Source organism: Streptomyces sp. NBC_01317, assembly GCF_035961655.1.
Lineage (GTDB): Bacteria > Actinomycetota > Actinomycetes > Streptomycetales > Streptomycetaceae > Streptomyces.
Genome location: NZ_CP108393.1, coordinates 6,601,141 through 6,619,497, shown reverse-complemented (window position 1 = coordinate 6,619,497; position 18,357 = coordinate 6,601,141). Strand labels below are relative to the sequence as shown.

The 18,357-nt window shown below is 71.8% G+C and carries 17 protein-coding genes and 1 pseudogene; 8 read left to right on the top strand and 10 right to left on the bottom strand.

Features of this window, described 5'->3' with window-relative positions:
• Positions 1-98 precede the first annotated feature (98 nt).
• Together OG349_RS28820 and OG349_RS28815 are read right to left on the bottom strand one after the other, a co-directional pair.
• Entirely contained in the window at positions 99-3,527 is a 3,429-nt protein-coding gene (locus OG349_RS28820) for a CARDB domain-containing protein (protein WP_327237357.1), read from the bottom strand.
• Between the two features lie 228 nt (positions 3,528-3,755).
• A complete protein-coding gene (locus OG349_RS28815) occupies positions 3,756-4,628 on the bottom strand; it encodes a DMT family transporter (protein ID WP_327237356.1) in 873 nt (290 codons plus the stop codon).
• Between the two features lie 170 nt (positions 4,629-4,798).
• On the opposite strand from OG349_RS28815, the gene OG349_RS28810 reads away from it, so the two are divergent.
• The gene (locus OG349_RS28810; protein WP_327237355.1) at positions 4,799-5,740 is read left to right on the top strand and encodes a pseudouridine synthase; all 942 of its coding nucleotides are present in this window, start codon (positions 4,799-4,801) and stop codon (positions 5,738-5,740) included.
• Here OG349_RS28810 and OG349_RS28805 read toward each other — a convergent pair.
• The gene (locus tag OG349_RS28805) at positions 5,725-6,363 is read right to left on the bottom strand and encodes an MBL fold metallo-hydrolase (protein WP_327237354.1); all 639 of its coding nucleotides are present in this window, start codon (positions 6,361-6,363) and stop codon (positions 5,725-5,727) included. The two genes, OG349_RS28810 and OG349_RS28805, sit on opposite strands and share 16 nt — an antisense overlap.
• Positions 6,363-7,448 (bottom strand): S-(hydroxymethyl)mycothiol dehydrogenase, encoded by a 1,086-nt coding sequence (locus tag OG349_RS28800; RefSeq protein ID WP_327237353.1) that lies wholly within the window; start codon positions 7,446-7,448, stop codon positions 6,363-6,365. Before OG349_RS28800 ends, OG349_RS28805 begins: the two co-directional genes overlap by 1 nt.
• Positions 7,449-7,623: 175 nt before the next feature.
• Between OG349_RS28800 and OG349_RS28795 the strand changes: the two genes are divergently transcribed.
• A complete protein-coding gene (locus tag OG349_RS28795) occupies positions 7,624-8,127 on the top strand; it encodes a gluconokinase (protein WP_327237352.1) in 504 nt (167 codons plus the stop codon).
• Between the two features lie 76 nt (positions 8,128-8,203).
• Here the strand turns inward: OG349_RS28795 and OG349_RS28790 are convergent, their stop codons facing one another.
• The 4 genes from OG349_RS28790 to OG349_RS28775 all read right to left on the bottom strand — a co-directional run bounded on the left by OG349_RS28790 (position 8,204) and on the right by OG349_RS28775 (position 12,302).
• On the bottom strand, positions 8,204-8,902 hold the full coding sequence (locus OG349_RS28790) for a cytochrome b/b6 domain-containing protein (protein WP_327237351.1): 699 nt from the start codon (positions 8,900-8,902) through the stop codon (positions 8,204-8,206).
• Positions 8,844-9,569, bottom strand: coding sequence for a molybdopterin-dependent oxidoreductase (locus OG349_RS28785; RefSeq protein WP_327237350.1), 726 nt, complete (start codon positions 9,567-9,569; stop codon positions 8,844-8,846). The genes OG349_RS28790 and OG349_RS28785 overlap by 59 nt, the downstream gene beginning before the upstream one ends.
• A gap of 113 nt (positions 9,570-9,682) precedes the next feature.
• Positions 9,683-11,293, bottom strand: coding sequence for an APC family permease (locus tag OG349_RS28780; protein ID WP_327237349.1), 1,611 nt, complete (start codon positions 11,291-11,293; stop codon positions 9,683-9,685).
• Positions 11,294-11,342: 49 nt separating this feature from the next.
• Positions 11,343-12,302, bottom strand: coding sequence for a hypothetical protein (locus OG349_RS28775; protein WP_327237348.1), 960 nt, complete (start codon positions 12,300-12,302; stop codon positions 11,343-11,345).
• Between the two features lie 232 nt (positions 12,303-12,534).
• Here OG349_RS28775 and OG349_RS28770 point away from each other — a divergent pair, with 232 nt between their 5' ends.
• Positions 12,535-12,957 (top strand): ASCH domain-containing protein, encoded by a 423-nt coding sequence (locus OG349_RS28770; protein ID WP_327237347.1) that lies wholly within the window; start codon positions 12,535-12,537, stop codon positions 12,955-12,957.
• Positions 12,958-13,072: 115 nt separating this feature from the next.
• Here the strand turns inward: OG349_RS28770 and OG349_RS28765 are convergent, their stop codons facing one another.
• A complete protein-coding gene (locus OG349_RS28765) occupies positions 13,073-14,728 on the bottom strand; it encodes an FAD-binding dehydrogenase (protein ID WP_327237346.1) in 1,656 nt (551 codons plus the stop codon).
• A gap of 138 nt (positions 14,729-14,866) precedes the next feature.
• Here OG349_RS28765 and OG349_RS28760 point away from each other — a divergent pair, with 138 nt between their 5' ends.
• Genes OG349_RS28760 through OG349_RS28750 form a run of 3 tightly spaced genes read left to right on the top strand, consistent with a single transcriptional unit; the run spans position 14,867 to position 16,161 of the window.
• Positions 14,867-15,385, top strand: coding sequence for an NUDIX domain-containing protein (locus tag OG349_RS28760; RefSeq protein WP_327237345.1), 519 nt, complete (start codon positions 14,867-14,869; stop codon positions 15,383-15,385).
• A 60-nt stretch (positions 15,386-15,445) separates the two neighbouring features.
• Positions 15,446-15,838 (top strand): YidH family protein, encoded by a 393-nt coding sequence (locus OG349_RS28755; RefSeq protein WP_327237344.1) that lies wholly within the window; start codon positions 15,446-15,448, stop codon positions 15,836-15,838.
• On the top strand, positions 15,838-16,161 hold the full coding sequence (locus tag OG349_RS28750) for a DUF202 domain-containing protein (protein WP_327237343.1): 324 nt from the start codon (positions 15,838-15,840) through the stop codon (positions 16,159-16,161). Before OG349_RS28755 ends, OG349_RS28750 begins: the two co-directional genes overlap by 1 nt.
• 25 nt (positions 16,162-16,186) lie before the next feature.
• Here OG349_RS28750 and OG349_RS28745 read toward each other — a convergent pair whose 3' ends face one another.
• Positions 16,187-16,855, bottom strand: a complete 669-nt coding sequence (locus tag OG349_RS28745; protein WP_327237342.1) for an NADPH-dependent F420 reductase — start codon at positions 16,853-16,855, stop codon at positions 16,187-16,189.
• A 109-nt stretch (positions 16,856-16,964) separates the two neighbouring features.
• Here OG349_RS28745 and OG349_RS28740 point away from each other — a divergent pair, with 109 nt between their 5' ends.
• Both OG349_RS28740 and OG349_RS28735 read left to right on the top strand, forming a co-directional pair.
• Positions 16,965-17,306 carry a winged helix-turn-helix transcriptional regulator gene (locus OG349_RS28740; protein ID WP_327237341.1) on the top strand — a complete coding sequence of 114 codons (342 nt, stop codon included), beginning with the start codon at positions 16,965-16,967 and terminating at the stop codon, positions 17,304-17,306.
• A 108-nt stretch (positions 17,307-17,414) separates the two neighbouring features.
• A pseudogene (locus OG349_RS28735) lies at positions 17,415-18,327 on the top strand (MBL fold metallo-hydrolase).
• The last annotated feature ends 30 nt before the right edge of the window (positions 18,328-18,357 follow it).

Sequence of the window (18,357 nt, the reverse complement as noted above, 5' to 3'; positions counted from 1 at the left end):
CAGGAGGAGCCGTTGGAGGGGGGCGGGCGGGCCCGGGGAGAGGTTCGCTTCTCCCCGGGCCCGCCGCCTCTGTGGTGCTGTGCGGTGTGTCGTACGGGTTACTGGTTCGCGCGGCCCCAGGCCCGGGCCGCGGTGGTGCCGCCCGTGATGACGAACTGGGAGCCCGGTTGGGTGACGATGTTGCCGTCGGCCGAGTTGGTGATGGTCACGTTCGTGAGGGTCGCGCTGCCTCGGGCCCCGCTCATGGCGAGGATGCCGGCGCCGTTGTTGGATTTGTCGATCTTGACGTTGTTGATCACGACACCGGGCATGGTGCCGCCACCCGTCTTGAACTGGATGCCGTCGAAGGTCGAGTCGTAGATGTCGGTGTCCCGGATCGTGACGCCGGGGATGTCCCTGCTCTGGGCGAAGAGCGTGATGGCGCCGAACTCCTGGTCCTCGTTCCAGAAGGCGCCGCCGGTGCGGTACAGGCCGTTGTTGGCGATCAGGGTCTGGCCGGTGAAGGGCAGGGGGTCGTGGTCGGTCGCCAGCATGATGCCGGGGTAGTTGGCGGTGTCGTACACGAGGTTGTTCTCGATCTTGTTGCCGTAGCCGCCGTAGACGGCGATGCCCGTGGCCCGCCAGGGCAGTTGAATCGTGTTGTTGATGAACTGGTTGTCGTGCGCGACGTCCACCGAGGTGTCCTTGACGTACCGGTTGGCCCAGACCGCCAGGGAGTCGTCGCCGGTGGTGCGGAACGAGGAGTTGAACACCTTGGAGTTCCGCGTGCCGTTGGTGAAGTTGATCCCGTCGGCGTAGGTGTCGCGGATGCGCATGCCGGTGAGTTCCAGCCCGTCGGCGGGGCCCCACAGGTCCGGGATGTTGTCGTAGTCACGGCCGACCCAGACACCGACGTTGGCGTGCTCGATCCAGACGTTGGCGATCTTGGTGTTCTTGCCGAAGCGGCCGTTCAGGGCGACTCCGCCCTCGGCGCCGCCGGGGCCGCCGCGGATCCGGCCCGATCCGAAGATCGCGATGTCGGAGATCTGGGTGTTGTTGTCGATGTCGAAGCCGAAGTTGCCCTCGTGCGGGTGGTTGATGCTGCCCACCGCCAGGTGCGGCTCGGTCAGGGTGTAGAGCTGGGAGTGCCACATGCCCGCGCCGCGGATGGTGACGTTGCTGATGCCGACCTGGTTGTACTGGCCGCGGTTCAGCGGGTCGTCGGTCAGGATCTTCTTCTCCTGGCGCCACTGGCCCACCGGGATCCACACGCAGTCGATGACGTCGGTCTGGTTGTCCGTCACCGCCCGCTGGATGGCGGCCGTGTCGTCGATGCCGTCGTCGGGCACCGCGCCGTACGCCGTGATCGAGGTGCATTCCGCCGGCTTGCTCGTCGGCGGCGCGACCTGCTCCAGGTCGATCAGGTCGATGATGTAGAAGGACGCCGTGTCGCTCGCGTCCCGCTGGAGCTTGAACTTGGTGCCCGCCGGATACGTCGTGGACAGCAGCGCGTTCGACTCGTCGAAGAGCCGCCGGGCGTCGGCCTGCGGGGTGTTGGTCAGGGCCTCGGGGCCGTCCGTGTCCCCGTACAGCCAGCTGTGCTTCGAGGAGAAGGTGAGCTTCCTGACGAAGGTGTCGTTGACGTAGAGGCCGATGGTGGCCTCGATGCCGCCGCCGTTCGCCGCGTCGGGGATGGAGTTGCGGACCACGATCGAGTTGGTCGGCACGGTGGAGGTGAACTCCACGAACTGGCCGGTGCTGTTGAGCCGTACCGACTTGCGCCCCGAGGACTCGGTGGCGAAGTTCGTGTGCCCGAAGGTGCGTTCGGCGTCGGTCTCCAGCAACGTGCCCTGGTACCGGCCGGCTTCGGCCTCGTACTCGGTGTACGGGACCGCCGCGCCGCGCCCGACCACGATCGAACGGGAGAACGCGTTGTTGGTCTCGTTCGTCTCCGTGACGACGTTGGTGGCGTCGGCGGTGGCGACGAGGGTCGCGCCGCCGCTGGTGGCGGTCCAGGTGCCGTTGACGCTCACGTTGGTGGTGGCGCCGGCGGCGATCGACGGGGTGTTGGTGTTGAGGGTCGTGCTGCCGACCGCGACGCGGGTGACCGTGGTGGCGCCCGACGCGGTGGTGCCGCGGTTCTTCACCGCCACGGTGAACTGCACCGGTGCTCCGACGGCCGGGTTGGCCGGGGTGGAGTCGATGCTGAGCACCTGGAGGTCGGGGCCCGGGGCCTGGCCGACGACCAGCTGCGCCGTCGCGGCGAAGCTGTTGTTGTTGTTGTCCTGCTCGACGACCGTATCGGTCGGGTCCACCACGGCGGTCACCCGGTAACTGCCCTCGGCGCGCTTGCCGATGGCGACGGGGACGGTGGCCGAGGCGCCCACGGCGAGCGCGCCGACCGGGGCGCTGCCCGCGACGGCTCCGCCGACGCTGACGTTGACGGTGGTCGCCGGGGAGGCGGCCGTACCCACATTGCGTACGGTCGCGTTGACCGTGGTCGTGTCGGTCTCCACCGGTGCGGCGGGGGTCCACGCCAGCGCGGTGACGGTCAGGTCGGGGTTGGGTGCCGGGACTCCGATGACCTGGATCTCGGCGACCTGGCCGCCGCCCGCGCCGGTGTTGCCGAAGATCTGGAGCTGGAGGTCGGCGACGCGGCCGGTGACCGGGATCGTCACCGAGTTCTGGTTCGTCGCCGGGTTGAAGGCGTAGTCGGCCCGCGCCTTGAGCGACGTGAAGCCGGCTGCGGTGTAGGCGCGTCCGAGGACCTGGATGCTCTGGGTCCTGGGGCCCCACGCGGAGTCGGGGTTGAGCTTGACCACGACGGAGCTGAGGTCGGCGTCGGCGCCGAGCTTCACGGTCAGGTTCGACGGGTGCCCGTTGGACTCCCAGTACGTGGCGAGGTTGTTGTCGTTGGCGTTGGCCGCGACGAACGAGAAGACCGACGAGTTCGCCTCGACCGCCTTGCCGCGCGCCAGGTCGGTGCCCGTGCCGGGATCGGGGCCGGGACCCGGGTCGGTGGCCGCCGGGCCGTACACCGCCAGCTCGGAGACCTGCGCGGCGGGCCAGCCGGTGTTCCCGGTGATGTTCACCCGGACGTACCGGACGCTCGCCGAGGTGAAGTCGATGGTGACGCTGTTGGCCGAGGCCGGGGAGAACGCCCGGGCCGCCGAGGCCGAGAGGGTGCTGAAGCTCGTCCCGTTGGTACTGCCCTGTACGGCGACGGCCTGGGTGCGCGCTTCCCACGTCGTCGGCAGTTTGAGGACCACCTGGTCGACGGCGACGGCGCTGCCGAGGTCGACCTGGACCCATCCCGGGAAGCCGTTGTTCGGCCCTTCCCAGTACGTCTGCTGATTGCCGTCGGTGACGTTGGCGGCGGGGTGGCTGCCCTCGGACCCGCTCGCCGAGGCGGTCCGGCCGGCGGCGACGTTGGGGCGGTCGGCCGCGGTGGCGGTGGTGGCACCGGAGAGAGGTATGAGCCCGAAGGCGATCAGGCCGGCCGTGACCAGGCCGGTGATCCACCGTCTGCTGAGCTGCGTTCGTTTCATGGGTCCTCTGTCTGTCGGAACGAGAGAGTGGGGGGCCGCGGGAGGGGGGCCTGCGGGTCGGACTCTTGCCACGAAGTTGCGAGGAGATTCTGAAAAAATTGAGCCAGTTTCACAGTTTTTTGCGAGTCACAGGTTCCAATCGTGTCACCGGTTTGTCAACGGGTTACACACGACGATCAATTGGGCAGCATGGCGTGGGGCACGGCGGCGACACGGCGGGGAGAGGCGTCAGCGCACGCGGGACTTGGGCGGGGCGGTGCCCGACGCCAGGGGTGACCGGGCCAGTTCGACACAGCCCGCCGTGATCAGGGCGACCCCGATCAGCTCCGGGATCAGCCACCAGCCGGTGCGCACGTTCTCGCCGAACAGCGTCACCCCGTACGTGATGCTGATCAGCGCGTCCCCGAGGGTCAGCATCGGCTGGGACGCCACCAGGGACCCCGCCTGGAGGGCGTTCTGGAGGAGGAAGAGCGCGCCGATCCCGGCCGCGGCGGTCGCGTACAACTGCCAGGCGGAGAGCAGCGCGACGACGCCCGAGCCGTCCTCGATCCGGGACACGGCGTCCTTGAGCAGCGCGGCGGTCAGCGCGTAGCCGACGGCGGCGGCGAGTCCGAAGAGCGCGGCGCGCGCGTTGCCCCGTACCCGCTGCGCGGCGCCGATGAGCACCACCTCGAAGGCCAGGGTGATGGTCAGCGCCGGAATCCAGGAGAGGCTGTCCACGGTCTCGCTGCCGCCGCCCGGCGACGCCGAGCCCAGGCCGAGGGCGAGGCCGAGCGTCACCGCGGCGACCCCCAGCCAGGCGCTGCCCGGCAGCCGGGACCGGAAGACGTAACTCGCGATCAGCAGCGTCGCGGGCAGCTCGATGACGAAGATCGGCTGGACCACGGCGATGGCGCCGGTGGCGAGCGCGATCGCCTGGCAGATGGCGGCCACGATGACCAGGCCGATGCCCGCCAGCCAGACCCGCTGCCGGAGCAGGTGCCTGATCAGCGAGAGGTGGAGGGCGTCCGAGTCGGGCACCGTGGACGCGGCGCGCCGCTGGAGCACCGAGGCGGAGCCGTTGCTGATCGCGGTCAGGACGGCGAACAGGACACTGATCACCGGTCCATCATGCGGGCGGCCGGCGCGGGATCCGCTCTCATCCCGGCCGGGGGCGCGAGGCGGGGGCCGAACGGGCTACCCCGCCGGTCGGTAGGGTGGGGAGCCCCGTGCGACCGGCACCGCCCGGAGACGTGAAGGACACCGTCCGGGCCGGGAAAGGGGTGGGATCCGTGGGGCACCGGCATCGCACCCCGCCGCCCTCCCCCCTCCCGCAGCGCGAGGGCGTCGACGCCGTGCGGCTGCGGCTGCCCGCCGATCCCGGCGGGGCGTGGGAGACCGTACGGGACCATCTTGTGGCGCGGTTCGGAGCGGCGATCGGTACGGAGCGGGTCGACGCGATGTTCCGCGAGGGGCGTTTGGTGGGCGCGGACGGGCCTGTCGGCGCGTCGGAGCCGTACACCGCGGGGCGGTATCTCTGGTTCCACCGCGACTTCGCGCCCGAGGAGCGGGTGCCGTTCGAGGTGGGGATCGTGTACCGGGACGAGCGGATTCTCGTCGCGGACAAACCGCACTTCCTGGCCACCACGCCGCGCGGGTCGCACATCACGGAGACCCTGCCGGCCCGGCTGCGGCGGGCGTGGGGTCTGCCGGAGCTCCAGCCCGCGCACCGCCTCGACCGGCTGACGGCCGGGCTGGTGCTGTGTGTCGTACGGGCCCGGGACCGCGGTGCGTACCAGACGCTGTTCCGGGACCGGACGGTCCGCAAGGAGTACGAGGCGGTCGCGCCGTACGACCCGGCGGTGGCGCTTCCCGTCACCGTACGGAGCCGGATCGAGAAGGAGCGCGGGGAGCAGGCGGCCCGGGAGGTCCCCGGCGAGCCCAACAGCGAGAGCCGGGTCGAACTGCTGGAGCGGCGGGGCGGGTCCGGCCGGTACCGGCTGCTGCCGGCCACCGGCCGCACCCATCAGCTGCGGGTCCACATGAACAGCCTCGGGCTGCCGCTCCTGCACGACCCGCTCTACCCGGCCGTACGGGAGTCCGCACCCGACGACTACGCGCGTCCGCTCCAACTCCTCGCGAAGGTGATGGAGTTCACCGATCCGCTGACCGGTGAGCCGTTCCGCTTCACGAGCGGGTCGCGCCTGCTGCCGCCGTCTCAGTGGCCGCGCTGAATCCACTCCCCCAGGTGCGGGGCCTCGGCGCCGATCGTGGTCGGGTCCCCGTGCCCGGTGCGGACCACGGTGTCCGGGGGCAGTGCGAGGAGCCGGTCGCGGATCGAGTCGATGATCGTCGGGAAGTGCGAGAACGACCGGCCGGTCGCGCCGGGGCCGCCCTGGAAGAGCGTGTCGCCGGTGAAGACCGTCGACAGGGCGGGGGCGTACAGGCTGACCGCGCCCGGCGCGTGGCCGGGGGTGTGGAGGACGGTCAGGGTGATGCCGCCGACGTCGAGCGTGGCGCCGTCGGTCAGTTCGCCGTCGGGGGCCCGGTCCGGGTGGGTCTGCTTCCACAGCGGCAGGTCGTCGGGGTGCAGCAGGATCGGCGCGCCGGTCGCGGCGGCGAGGGCGGGGGCCGCGTCGATGTGGTCGTTGTGGGCGTGGGTGCAGACGACGGCGCGCAGCGTACGGCCGTCGAGGGCGGCCTCGATGGCGGCGGCGTCGTGCGCGGCGTCGATGACGATCGCCTCGGAGTCGTCGCCGACGATCCAGACGTTGTTGTCGACGTCCCAGGTGCCGCCGTCGAGGGAGAAGGTCCCCGAGGTGACGAGTTGGTCGACGCGGGGTGCGGAGGCGGTCATCAGAACACCACCACCGAACGCAGCACGTGGCCCTCGTGCATCCTGACGAACGCCTTCTCCACGTCGCCGAGTTCGATGGTCTCGCTGACGAACGCGGCGAGGTCGATCCGGCCCTGCTGGTGGAGGTCGATGAGCATCGGAAAGTCCCTGGAGGGCAGGCAGTCCCCGTACCAGGACGACTTGAGCGAGCCGCCGCGGCCGAAGACGTCCAGCAGGGGCAGTTCGAGCTTCATCTCGGGGGTGGGGACGCCGACCAGGACGACGGTCCCGGCCAGGTCCCGTGCGTAGAAGGCCTGTTCGTACGTCTCCGGGCGGCCGACGGCCTCGATGACGACGTCCGCGCCGAAGCCGCCGGTGAGTTCACGGATGGCCTCGACGGGGTCGGTGGAGCGGGAGTTGACGGTGTGGGTGGCGCCCATCGCCTTCGCCGTCTCCAGCTTGCGGTCGTCGATGTCGACGGCGATGATCCGGGCGGCCCCGGCGAGCCGGGCGCCGACGACGGCGGCGTCGCCGACCCCGCCGCAGCCGATGACGGCGACCGTGTCGCCGCGCCCGACCTGGCCGGTGTTGATCGCCGCGCCGATGCCGGCCATCACCCCGCAGCCGAGGAGGCCCGCGACGGCCGGGGACACGCCGGGGTCGACCTTCGTGCACTGGCCGGCGGCGACGAGGGTCTTCTCGGCGAAGGCGCCGATGCCGAGGGCCGGGGAGAGTTCCGTGCCGTCGAGGAGCGTCATCTTCTGCGTCGCGTTGTGGGTGTTGAAGCAGTACCACGGCCGGCCGCGCAGACAGGCCCGGCAACTTCCGCAGACCGCACGCCAGTTGAGGATCACGAAGTCGCCGGGGGCGACATCGGTGACGTCGTCGCCGACCGACTCCACGACCCCGGCGGCCTCATGACCGAGGAGGAAGGGGTAGTCGTCGTTGATTCCGCCCTGCTTGTAGTGCAGGTCGGTGTGGCAGACACCGCACGCCTGGATCTTCACCACCGCCTCGCCGGGGCCGGGATCGGGGACGACGATCGTCTCGATCCGCACCGGCTCGTTCTTGCCGGGGGCGACGACCCCTCGCACCTGCTGCGCCATGGAACAACCCGCTTTCCTCGTACACCGCGAACGACTCTGTCCGGGACCTACTATCTCGCGTCGGGGAGGGCAGGGTCAGGGGGCGGGGGCGGACGGGACGGCGGCGTCCGGAACAGGGAACGACATACTGACGGCCGTCAGGCTTCACTGGTGGTCAGGGAGGGGCAGGGAACCGATGAGTGATCCGTATGTCGTGGTCGTGATGGGGGTGTCCGGCACCGGCAAGACCACGATCGGGCAGCTGCTCGCCGGGGCGCTGGACGTTCCGTACGCCGAGGGGGACGACTTCCACCCGCCGGAGAACATCGCCAAGATGTCGGCCGGCACCCCGCTGGACGACGCGGACCGCTGGCCTTGGCTGGACGCCGTCGGGGCGTGGGCCGCCGACCGGGCGGGGCGCGGCGGGGTGGTCGCGGCCTCCTCGCTCAAGCGGTCCTACCGGGACCGGCTGCGGGCCGCGGCCCCTGACGTGGTCTTCGTGCATCTCGCCGGTGACCGGGCGCTGATCGAGGAGCGGATGGCCGCGCGCAAGGGGCACTTCATGCCGCCCGCGCTGCTCGACTCCCAGTTCGCCACGCTCCAGCCGCTGAGGGACGACGAGGCGGGGGTGGCGGTGGAGGTGACCGGGACACCGGAGGAGATCGCCGGGCGGGCGGTGGAGGCGTTGCGGGGGATGTGACCGGCGGGGGCGGGGGCGGGGCCGTACGGTCGAGGGCCGTACGGCGGTCAGGGCCGTACGGTCGGGCCCCCGGCCCTCAGGAGTCCTCCTCCCGCCACTCCGAGTGCTCCCTCTTCGCCCACGCCCGTTCCACCGACCCCGTACGCATCCCGCGCCGGGCCTCGGGATCCGCGTACGCCATGCCGATGTGCCCGAGGAGCACGACGCCGATGGCGAGGGCCAGCCAGTCGTGCAGGAAGGTGGCGCTCGTACGCCACACCAGCGGGGCGAAGCCGGTGAACCACATCAGCAGGCCCGTACCGAGCATCACCAGCACCGCGCCCGCGATCCAGGCCGCGTAGATCTTCTGGCCCGCGTTGAACTTCCCGGCGGGGCGGGACCCGGGCCTGGCGTCACGCCGCCGTACGGCCCGCAGCCACTCCTTGTCGTGCGGGAAGAAGCGGTTCAGCCGGCCGAGGTCGGCACGGAAGTGGCGGGAGGCGACGCCCACCAGGACGGGGGCGGGCAGCAGAAGACCCGACCACTCGTGCAGGGTGACGACGAGATAGCGGCGGCCGACCAGTTCGGCGAGCTGGGGGACGTACAGACAGCCCGCCGTCGCCACACACACCAGCATCAGGATGCCCGTGGTGCGGTGGACCCACCGCTCGGCCGGGCTGAAACGGCGCCGCAGCCGTCCGGTGCCCGCGGCCCCCTCCCCCGGTCCCCGTCCGCTCTCAGACGGTGGGGGTGTCGTCGCGTCCGTTGGACCGGCCGACCCAGCCGTCGACGTCATAGCCACGCTCCTCCCAGTAGCCGGGGCGGACGTCGGAGGTGACGGAGATCCCGGAGAGCCATTTCGCCGATTTGTAGAAGTACATCGGCGCCACGTACAGCCGGACCGGGCCGCCGTGCGCGTGCCCGATCGGCTTGTCCTGCATCCTGAGCGCCACCAGGACATCGGCGCGCCGCGCCTGCTGGAGCGTGAGGCTCTCGCTGTACGTCCCGTCGAAGCAGGTGAACCGGATCGCCCTGGCGTCCGGGTGGACCCCGGCCGCGTCGAGGAGCTGCGAGACCTTGACCCCTTCGAACGGGGTGTGGGGAACGCGCCAGCCGGTGACGCACTGCACGTCGCGCACGACCCGCGTCTGGGGCATCTTCCGCAGGGCGTCGAGCGTGTACGTGGCGGGCCGGTCGACCAGGCCGTCGATCTTCAGCCGGTAGTTCCCGGCGTCCTTGTGCGGTACGGAACCGGTCACCGAGTAGTAGCGGAACCCGCCGCCGTTGGGCAGCAGCCCGGTCAGGCCCGTCGGGTCCTGGCTGGACACCGCGCCCAGGAACGAGTCGAGCCCGCTCTGGAGATAGGGGGCCGCGACCAGTCCCGCGGCGCCCAGACCCAGGGTGGAGAGCAGAACGCGCCGCCCCACGGGTGCTCCGGCGGGCTCATTCTGTTGATGGTTCACGCATCGATTCGACCACCCGCGGTCCCCGGAAGCCAGGGACCGCGGGAATCCGTCAGACTTTCGTCAGACCTGGCCGGCGAAAGCCGTGGTCGCGAGGGCCAGGGTGAAGAACGTCACGACTGCGAGGCCTTCTCCAACTGGAACGCCTCGTTCCCCAGGCCGATCCTCGCGTGTACCTCGGGCTTGACCGAGCGCAGGACCGCTCCGTACACCAGACCCCCGATCAGCGTGAGGCCGACGATCCCCGGCAGGATCCAGCTCAGCGCGGAGTCGGGGCCGGCCCCGACCAGCAGGTCGAAGTCCTTGACCGTGTAGACGGCGACGGCGACGAGCGAGAGGCCGGCCAAGGCGGAGGCGATGAGGCGGGCGGCCTGCGCGCCCGCCGCGCCGCGCCGTACGAAGAACGCGATCACGGCGAAGGAGGCCGCGGCCATCAGCAGGATGACGCCGAGCGCGCCGATGTTGGCCATCCAGGTGAAGAGCCGCAGGATCGGGGCGGTCGGGTCGCCCGCCGGCTTGTCGTCCGTGACGGCGAAGGCCACCACCACGACGAGGGAGAACACGGACTGGAGGGCGGAACCGTAGGCGGGGGCTCCGCTGGACTTGCTGGTACGGCCGAAGGCGGCCGGCAGCAGTCCCTCACGGCCCATCGCGAACGCGTAGCGGGCGACGACGTTGTGGAAGCTGAGCAGCGCGGCGAACATGCCGGTGACGAACAGCACGTGGAGGACGTCGGTGAAGGTCGTGCCGAGGCGGTCCTCGGTGAGGCCGAAGATCAGGCCCGGACCCTGCTCCCCCGAGGTCGCGGCCACCGAGCCGGGCCCGGTGGCGACGGAGATCGCCCAGGCGCTGAGGGCGAGGAACAGCGCGGAGAGGCCGACGGCGAGGAACATCACGCGACGGACGACGACGTTCGGGCGGCTGGTCTCCTCGGCGTACACCGGGGCCTGCTCGAAGCCGACGAAGGCGGCGATGCAGAAGCACAGCGCGGTGCCGAAGCCCGCGCTGGTGAGGGTGTCCGGGTTGAAGGCGTGCAGCGAGACGCCTTCCTTGCCCGGATCGGCGACAAAGGCGATGTCGAAGATCACGACGAGCGCGACCTCGATGAGGATCAGGACGCCGAGGACCTTGGCGTTCAGGTCGATCTTCAGCCAGCCGAGCAGCCCGACGACCACGGCGGCCACCAGGGCGGGCACCCACCAGGCGACGGTCAGGTCGAGGTAGGTGGCGAAGAGCCCGGAGACCTCGAAGCCGAAGAGACCGTAGATGCCGACCTGCATGGCGTTGTACGCGAGGAGGGCGACGAGCGAGGCGCTCGCGCCAGCGGTCGCGCCGAGCCCGCGGGCTATGTACGCGTAGAAGGCGCCGGCGTTGTGGACGTGCCGGCTCATCTCGGCGTACCCGAAGCTGAACAGGACGAGGACCACACCGAGGATGACGTACAGCAGGGGCTGGCCGACGATCCCCACCACTCCGTAGACGGTGGGCATGACACCGGCGACGGTCATCAGGGGCGCGCTGGCGGCGAGCACGGACAGGAGGAGGCCGGCCGTGCCGAGGCGGTCCGCGCGCAGCGCCCGCTCCTGGCCCTTGAAGGTGCTGATCTCACCCGTGCCGGAACTCGTGCCGGGGCCCGGACCGGTCCGTGGGCGGGTGGTCGTGCCCGTGTGCGCGTTGGAGTTCGAGCCGGAACTCGTGCCCGTGCTCGAATTGCCCGTCGACATGACAGGGGTGTCCTTTCGGGGATCGCTGGTACGGATCGCGGCGCGTCGTTCAGACGGAGCCGAGCGCGGCGTTGCGCGCGGCGAGGAAGGCGTGGTGCGGGTCCCGGTCCGGGTAGGACCAGGGAGCTGGGGTGATGTGCGGGCCGATGCGGTGGAAGAGCGCGGCGGCCTCGGCGACCCGTCCGTCGTACCACTGGGCGTGGGCGAGGAAGTTGAGGTCGACGCGGTTGCGCGGGTGGTCCTCGCTTTCCCACTCCAGCCACCAGTCGAAGGCGCCCTTGAGCCCCTGGCGGGCCCGGCGGCCCGTCCAGTGGGCGGAGGCGGCCGGGTCGGCGGGCTCCACGCGGGCGGCGGCGAGGACGCGGTAGCGCTCGGCGTGCGCGACGACGGGCAGGACGGCGAGCGGCGAGTCCGCGGGGGCCTGTTCGGCCGCCCAGGCGGCGAAGTCGTACACCTCGTGGAGGGGGTCCTGGCCGGCGTCGGGGCGGCGTTCCGCGAGGCGGGCCGCCATCAGGTGGTGGGCGTGGTGGTGGTCGGGGTGGCGGGTCCGCACCTCCTCGAAGAGCTGCGAGGTCTCCTCCTCCGTGCCGAGCGTGCGGGCGAGGAGCAGCAGGCCGAGCCAGGGGGTGGGGTCGGCGGGGGCGCGCCGGACGGCGTCACGGCAGGCGTCCACGGCGCGGTGTTCGGGTTCCTTGCCGCGCAGGGCGGCGAAGACGGTCGCGCAGGCGAGGAGGGTGGCCGCGTCGGGGCTCTCGGGTTCGGCGAGGAGCCAGTCGCGGGTCCAGGCGGCGGCGCCGGAGGCCTGGGCGAGGACGACGATCCGGTGGCCTCTGCGGTCCCAGTCGTCGCCGGTACGGGCGAGGAGGGAGCGGGTCTCGGACCACCGCCCCTGGGCCAACTGGTCGCGTACGGAGGCGAGTTCGGTGTCGTCCAGTGCGGGGTCGAAGGATTGGCCGGAACGTGGGCTACGTCTTCGGGCACGGCCGAGGGGTGGCGGAGGCGGGGACATCCGCGGAATTCCTCCAGGGCGCGTGGACGAGAAAGGACCGGGCACAGCAAATCGGTAGGTATGGCCTCCCGTCAAGCGGTATCTCGATGTAAGGCACAGTCATATTGCCCTGCCGCGGGCGCGGTTGCGCCTTCCGGGCAAAGGGCGCGGACCGTCTCCGTCCGTATAAGCCCAGATGGGACGCTTTTCGGCCAGGCGGGGGGACCGTCCGGCGCACCCTAGGGTGGCTCTCATGGAGAACCGAGAACCGCTGGCGCCTTTACTGCTCGCCTTCCCCGGTCCGGTGCGTGACCGGCTGGTGGCGGCCGTGCTCGAAGGGCGGAAGGTCTCGACGACGGGGCTGCTCGCCGAGTACGAGGCGGAGCGCGAGGAACTGCCCCCGGTCGGTGAGCGATCGGCCCTGATCGACTCGGCGGGCCGCGAGGTGGCGGTGGTCGAGCTGACAGGGGTACGGGTGCTGCCGCTCGGCGCGGTCGACCTCCGGCTGGCCGTGGACGAGGGCGAGGGGCACACCTCGGTGGCGGCCTGGCGGGCGGACCACGAGCGGTTCTGGCACGGCGAGGAGATGCGCGAGGCGCTGGGCGACCCGGAATTCACCGTCCACGACGGGACGTTGCTGGTGGTGGAGAGCTTCCGGGTGGTGGAGCGGCTGTGACCGGGGGCCTTCCTCTCAGGCCGGGGGCCTTCGTTCCCTGCCGGTGAACGCCCGTCAGCCCCGGTGAACTCCCGTCAGCACACAGCCTTCGTCCGTCGGCCCACAGCCTCGCCCCTCAGCCCACCGCCTTCGCCGCCGCCCGGCCGGCCGCGCGGCCCGAGAAGATGCAGCCGCCCAGGAACGTCCCCTCCAGTGAGCGGTAGCCGTGCATCCCGCCGCCGCCGAAGCCCGCCGCCTCGCCCGCCGCGTACACCCCGGGCAGCGGGTCGCCGCCCTCGGTCAGGACGCGGGACGACAGGTCGGTCTCCAGCCCGCCGAGGGACTTACGGGTCAGGATGCGCAGCCGTACGGCTATCAGCGGCCCCGCCGCCGGGTCGAGCAGAGGATGCGGCGCGACCGTACGGATCAGCTTGTCGCCCAGGTACCTGCGCGCGCCCCGGACCGCCGTCACCTGCGCGTCCTTCCCGAACGGGTTCACCGTCGCCCGGTCCCGCGCGACGATCTCCCCGCGCAGCTCCGCCTCGTCGATCAGCGGCTCCTCGGTGAGCGCGTTCATCCCGCGCACGAGCGCCGGCAGGTCCTTCTCCACCACGAAGTCGGCGCCCTTGTCCATGAACGCCTTCACCGGACCCGGCACGTCGGCGCGCGCCCGGCCGATGACGTCCCGGACCGACTTGCCGGTGAGGTCCGGGTTCTGCTCGGAGCCCGAGAGGGCGAACTCCTTGCCGATGATGCGCTGGTCGAGGACGAACCAGGTGTACTCGTAGCCGGTCCTCATGATGTGTTCCAGCGTCCCGAGCGTGTCGAAGCCGGGGAACAGCGGCCCCGGCAGGCGGCGCCCCCGGGCGTCCAGCCAGAGTGAGGACGGTCCCGGGAGGATCCGGATGCCGTGCCGGGCCCAGACCGGGTTCCAGTTCTCTATGCCCTCTGTGTAGTGCCACATCCGGTCGCGGTTGATGTGGTGGGCGCCCGCCGACTCCGCGATGCCGAGCATCAGGCCGTCCACGTGCGCGGGCACGCCGGAGAGCATGGTGCGCGGCGGGCGGCCGAGCCGCTCGGGCCACTGCGCGCGGACCAGGTCGGGGTTGCCGCCGATGCCGCCCGACGTGATGATCACGGCCTGTGCCTTGAGCTCGAAGGCTCCGGTGATCCTGCGGGTGCTCGCCTCCCCGCGCGCGACGTCGCTCGGCGCCAGGACCTCCCCGGTCACGGTGTCCACGACACCCGCCGTGTTGCCGAGCCCGGTCACCCGGTGCCGGAACCTGAACTCCACCAGCCCCCGGTCGACGCCCTCGCGCACCCGCCGCGCGAACGGCTCGACCACTCCGGGGCCGGTCCCCCAGGTGACGTGGAAGCGCGGCACGGAGTTGCCGAGCCCCGCCGCGCCGTACCCGCCGCGCTCCGCCCAGGACGCGACGGGGAAGAACCGCATCCCCTGCCGGTGCAGCCACGCTCTCTTCTCGCCCGCCGCGAAGTCGACGTACGCCTCGGCCCACTTGCGCGGCCAGTGGTCCTCCGTACGGTCGAAGCCCGCCGTGTCCAGCCAGTCCTGGAGCGCCAGCTCCCGGCTGTCCCTGACCCGCAGGCGGCGCTGCTCGGGCGAGTTGACGAAGAACAGCCCGCCGAAGGACCAGTGGGCCTGACCGCCGAGCGACTGCTCGGGCTCCTGGTCCAGTACGAGGACGGAGCGGCCCGCGTCGACGAGTTCGGCGGTGGCGACCAGGCCGGCCAGTCCCGCCCCGATCACGATCACATCAGCGTCGTACGCCATGGGCTTCCATCCTTCGCGGATCCGTCACGGTGCGGGTGGTGAGCGAATGGTCCGATCTTCCGTACGCGCGAGTAACGAGTCAACCGTCTCAGGCGCATTGATCGGCGGGGCCGGCCGAGGGGCTGCTTGGATGGGGGCATGGGAGCAGCGGACGAGATCCTGGACGTCGTGGACGAGAACGACCGTGTGGTGGGGCAGGCCCCGCGCGGTGAGGTGTACGCGAAGAGGCTGCGCCACCGGTGTGTGTTCGTCCTCGCGCGGGACGCGGAGGACCGGGTTTTCGTGCACCGCAGGACCGCCGGGAAACTGATCTTCCCCTCGCTGTACGACATGTTCGTGGGCGGGGTCCTCGGCGCGGGCGAGACCTATGACGAGGCGGCGCTGCGGGAGGCGGAGGAGGAGCTGGGGGTGTCGGGGCTGCCGCGTCCCGAGCCGCTGTTCCCGTTCCTGTACGAGTCCGCCGACAGCGGCCAGAGCTGGTGGTCGTACGTGTACGAGGTGCGCTGCGTGCTGCCGGTGCGGCCGCAGGCCGAGGAGGTGGCGTGGCACGCGTTCCTCCCGGAGGAGGAGCTGGAGCGGCGGCTGCCGCCCGGTGGGTGGGAGTGGGCGCCGGACGGGCTCGCGGCGTACGAGCGGCTCCGCGCCCGCCGCGCGTAGGGCACGTCGGGCCTGGGGCACGTCGGGCGTCGGACACAGAGGGCACGTAGGGTGCGGACTGTGATCGACTTCGTGCGGAGCCTGCGGCTGTGGTTCGCGCCCCAGCGCCTCGGCGAAGAGGGCGAGACGCCCGACTACCGCTTCACGCTGGCCAACGAGCGTACGTTCCTGGCCTGGCTCCGTACCGCGCTGGCGCTGGTCGGCGGCGGGTTCGCGGTGGACCAGTTCCTGCCGGACCTGCGGTGGGGGGTCCGGGTCGGGCTGGCGGTGGCGCTGCTGGCGGCCGGGGCGCTGTGCGCGCTCCAGGCGGTCGACCACTGGGTGCGCTGCGAGCGGGCGATGCGGCGCGGGCAGGCGCTCCCCGTCTCGCGCTTCCCGGCCGTGCTGAGTCTGGTGGTCGCGGTGGTCGCGGTGGTGATGGTGGTGGTGGTCGCGCTGGGCGGGGGCCGTTGATGTCGGCCGGGGATCAGGACCGGGCCAGGGATCCGGGGCTCCAGCCGGAGCGGACGGGGCTGGCCTGGCGGCGTACGACGCTGGCCTGCACGGTGGTCGCGGTGCTGGCGGCACGGCAGGCGGTCCACCACGGTGGTACGACGACGGGGGTGGTCGGCATCTCCCTGACCGTCGTGGTGTGGCTGGGCTTCGTGGCGCTCACACACCGCCGGCTGATCGCGCTTACCACGGCGGAACCCCGGCCGCTGTCGCGGGCGGTGGCGGTCGCGGCGGCGGCCTGCACGCTGCTGCTGGCGGGGCTCGCGGTGGCTGTCATGGCGTGACCGGCCGTCATCGCGTGACCGGCCGTCATCGCGTGACCGCCGCGAGCGGCGGCAGCATGCGGCGGGGGTCCTGGCCGGTCTTCCAGAGCGAGATGAGGAACGCCGTCGTGGCCTCCAGCTGGTCGGCGCGGAGCAGCGGGCCGACGGTGAGCGGGGTGCAGCCGACGTCCCTGACCAGGGTGTGGACGACGGCGAGGGCCGCTTCGTCGTCCCCGCACAGCGGCACCACGAGGGGCTCGGCGAGCGGGCCGCCATCGGCACACGGACCGTCGGGAAAGGCCGGCGGGGTCAGGCTCCAGACGTGGTCCGGGCAGTGGTTGAAGGCCTTGACGACCCGCGCCCCGGTCGCGGCGGCGATACGGCGGGCCGCGCCGGGACCCGTACCGGTGGTGAGGGTGAAGCCGGGGCCGACGGCGTTGGTGCAGTCGATCAGGACACGGTCCCGCAGCGCGCCCTCCCCCGCCCCCGCCTCGTCCAGGACGGTCGCGACCGCCTCGTGGGGCACGGCGAGCAGGGTCGCGTCGCCGAAGAGCGCGGCCTCGGCCGGGGTGCCCGGCCGGCCGCCGAGGCGGCGGGCGAGGCCGTCCGCGCGGGCCGCCGAGCGGCCGCCGATCAGCACCTCGTGCCCGGCGCGGGCCCAGTGGGTGCCCAGCGCCCGTGCCATGGCGCCCGTGCCGATGATTCCGATACGCATGGCTCCGATGTCCTTCCGCCGTTCCCGTAACGTGCCGGTACAGACGTTAGGCAGGGCGCCGGTGACCGTTCGGTGCCCGGCCGGGCTGGTACGGAGGTACGGAGGACCTGTGGACAGGCTGCTCGCGGACTGCCGGGCGAGGCTCGCTTTCGACCTGCTGGGGAACACCTGGAACCCCGTCGTGCTCCTCGCGCTGGCCGAAGGGCCGCGCCGGCCCGGGGAGTTGCGTACGGAGATCGGCGGGATCAGCACCAAGGTCCTGGTCGAGACGCTGCGCCGGCTGGAGGGGTACGCGCTGGTCGAGCGCATCGCGTACGTACGGTCCCCGCCGCGTGTCGAGTACGCGCTGACCCCGCTCGGCAGGAGCCTGCTGGAGCCGATCGGAGCGCTGGGGCGCTGGTCGGCGGAGTACGGGGACGCGTTTGTCGCGGCGCAGGGCTGGGACGACTGAGGGCAGAGACCGCGCCGGATTCCCGGGGGCCCGTGCGGCGGTATCCCGGGCGCGGTGGCGGCTGGCAGTCTCGGCGCGGACAGCACCGCCTCGACCAGGGGATTCCCCATGCCTGCCACGGATCCGTACCTCGTCAGAATCGCACCCGAGGTGTACGCCTACATCCAGCCGGACGGCGGCTGGTGCCTGAACAACGCCGGGTTCGTCAGCGACGGGGGCGCGACCCTGCTCGTGGACACGGCCGCCACCCGGCGCAGAGCCGTGGCGCTGCGGGGGGGCGATGATGACGGCCGGGGTGCCGCTCCCCCGTACCGTCGTCAACACGCACCACCACGGGGATCACACCTACGGCAACGGGGTGTTCGCGCCGGAGGCGGTGGTGGTCGGCCACGACGCCTGCCGCAGGGACCAGTTGGCGGCGGGCCGGCAGCTCCACCGGGTGTGGCCGCACCACGATTTCGGGGACATCCGGATCACCGCGCCGACGCTCACGTACCACGACCGGCTGACCGTGCGGGTGGGCGGCGTCGAGGTGCGGATCGTGCATCCCGGGGCAGCGCACACCCTGGGCGACTCGTTCGTGCACCTGCCGGACCGGGGCATCGTGTTCACCGGCGACCTGGTCTTCCACGGCATCACGCCGTTCGTGTCGACGGGTTCGCTGAGCGGCTCCCTGCGGGCGCTGGAGCTGCTGCGCTCCCTGGACGCGTCGGTCGTCGTCCCCGGGCACGGGCCCGTCACCGACCCCTCCGTGTACGACACGACGGAGCGCTATCTGCGGTACGTCACCGAGGTCGCCGCCGAGGGCCGTGCCCGGGGGCACACGCCGTTGGAGGCGGCGCGGCGGACGGGGCCCGGGGAGTTCGCCCGGCTGCGGGAGAGCGAGCGGCTGGTGGCCAACCTGCACCGCGCCTATGCCGAGTTGAACGGATTGCCGGAGGGCTCACCGCTGGACGCCGCCGCCCTGTTCGCCGACATGAGGGCGCTGAACGGCGGTGTCCCGGTGGCATGTCACGCCTGATGAGGCATCAGATGCCTTCAGCGGGACGGC

Coding starts and splice junctions, on each gene's coding strand:
- OG349_RS28820 (WP_327237357.1), bottom strand. CDS start 3,527: ATGAAACGAACGCAGCTCAGCAGACGGTGGATCACCGGCCTGGTCACG.
- OG349_RS28805 (WP_327237354.1), bottom strand. CDS start 6,363: ATGACCGCCTCCGCACCCCGCGTCGACCAACTCGTCACCTCGGGGACC.
- OG349_RS28800 (WP_327237353.1), bottom strand. CDS start 7,448: ATGGCGCAGCAGGTGCGAGGGGTCGTCGCCCCCGGCAAGAACGAGCCG.
- OG349_RS28795 (WP_327237352.1), top strand. CDS start 7,624: ATGAGTGATCCGTATGTCGTGGTCGTGATGGGGGTGTCCGGCACCGGC.
- OG349_RS28790 (WP_327237351.1), bottom strand. CDS start 8,902: ATGACGTCGACGGCTGGGTCGGCCGGTCCAACGGACGCGACGACACCC.
- OG349_RS28780 (WP_327237349.1), bottom strand. CDS start 11,293: ATGTCGACGGGCAATTCGAGCACGGGCACGAGTTCCGGCTCGAACTCC.
- OG349_RS28775 (WP_327237348.1), bottom strand. CDS start 12,302: ATGTCCCCGCCTCCGCCACCCCTCGGCCGTGCCCGAAGACGTAGCCCA.
- OG349_RS28770 (WP_327237347.1), top strand. CDS start 12,535: ATGGAGAACCGAGAACCGCTGGCGCCTTTACTGCTCGCCTTCCCCGGT.
- OG349_RS28765 (WP_327237346.1), bottom strand. CDS start 14,728: ATGGCGTACGACGCTGATGTGATCGTGATCGGGGCGGGACTGGCCGGC.
- OG349_RS28760 (WP_327237345.1), top strand. CDS start 14,867: ATGGGAGCAGCGGACGAGATCCTGGACGTCGTGGACGAGAACGACCGT.
- OG349_RS28750 (WP_327237343.1), top strand. CDS start 15,838: ATGTCGGCCGGGGATCAGGACCGGGCCAGGGATCCGGGGCTCCAGCCG.
- OG349_RS28745 (WP_327237342.1), bottom strand. CDS start 16,855: ATGCGTATCGGAATCATCGGCACGGGCGCCATGGCACGGGCGCTGGGC.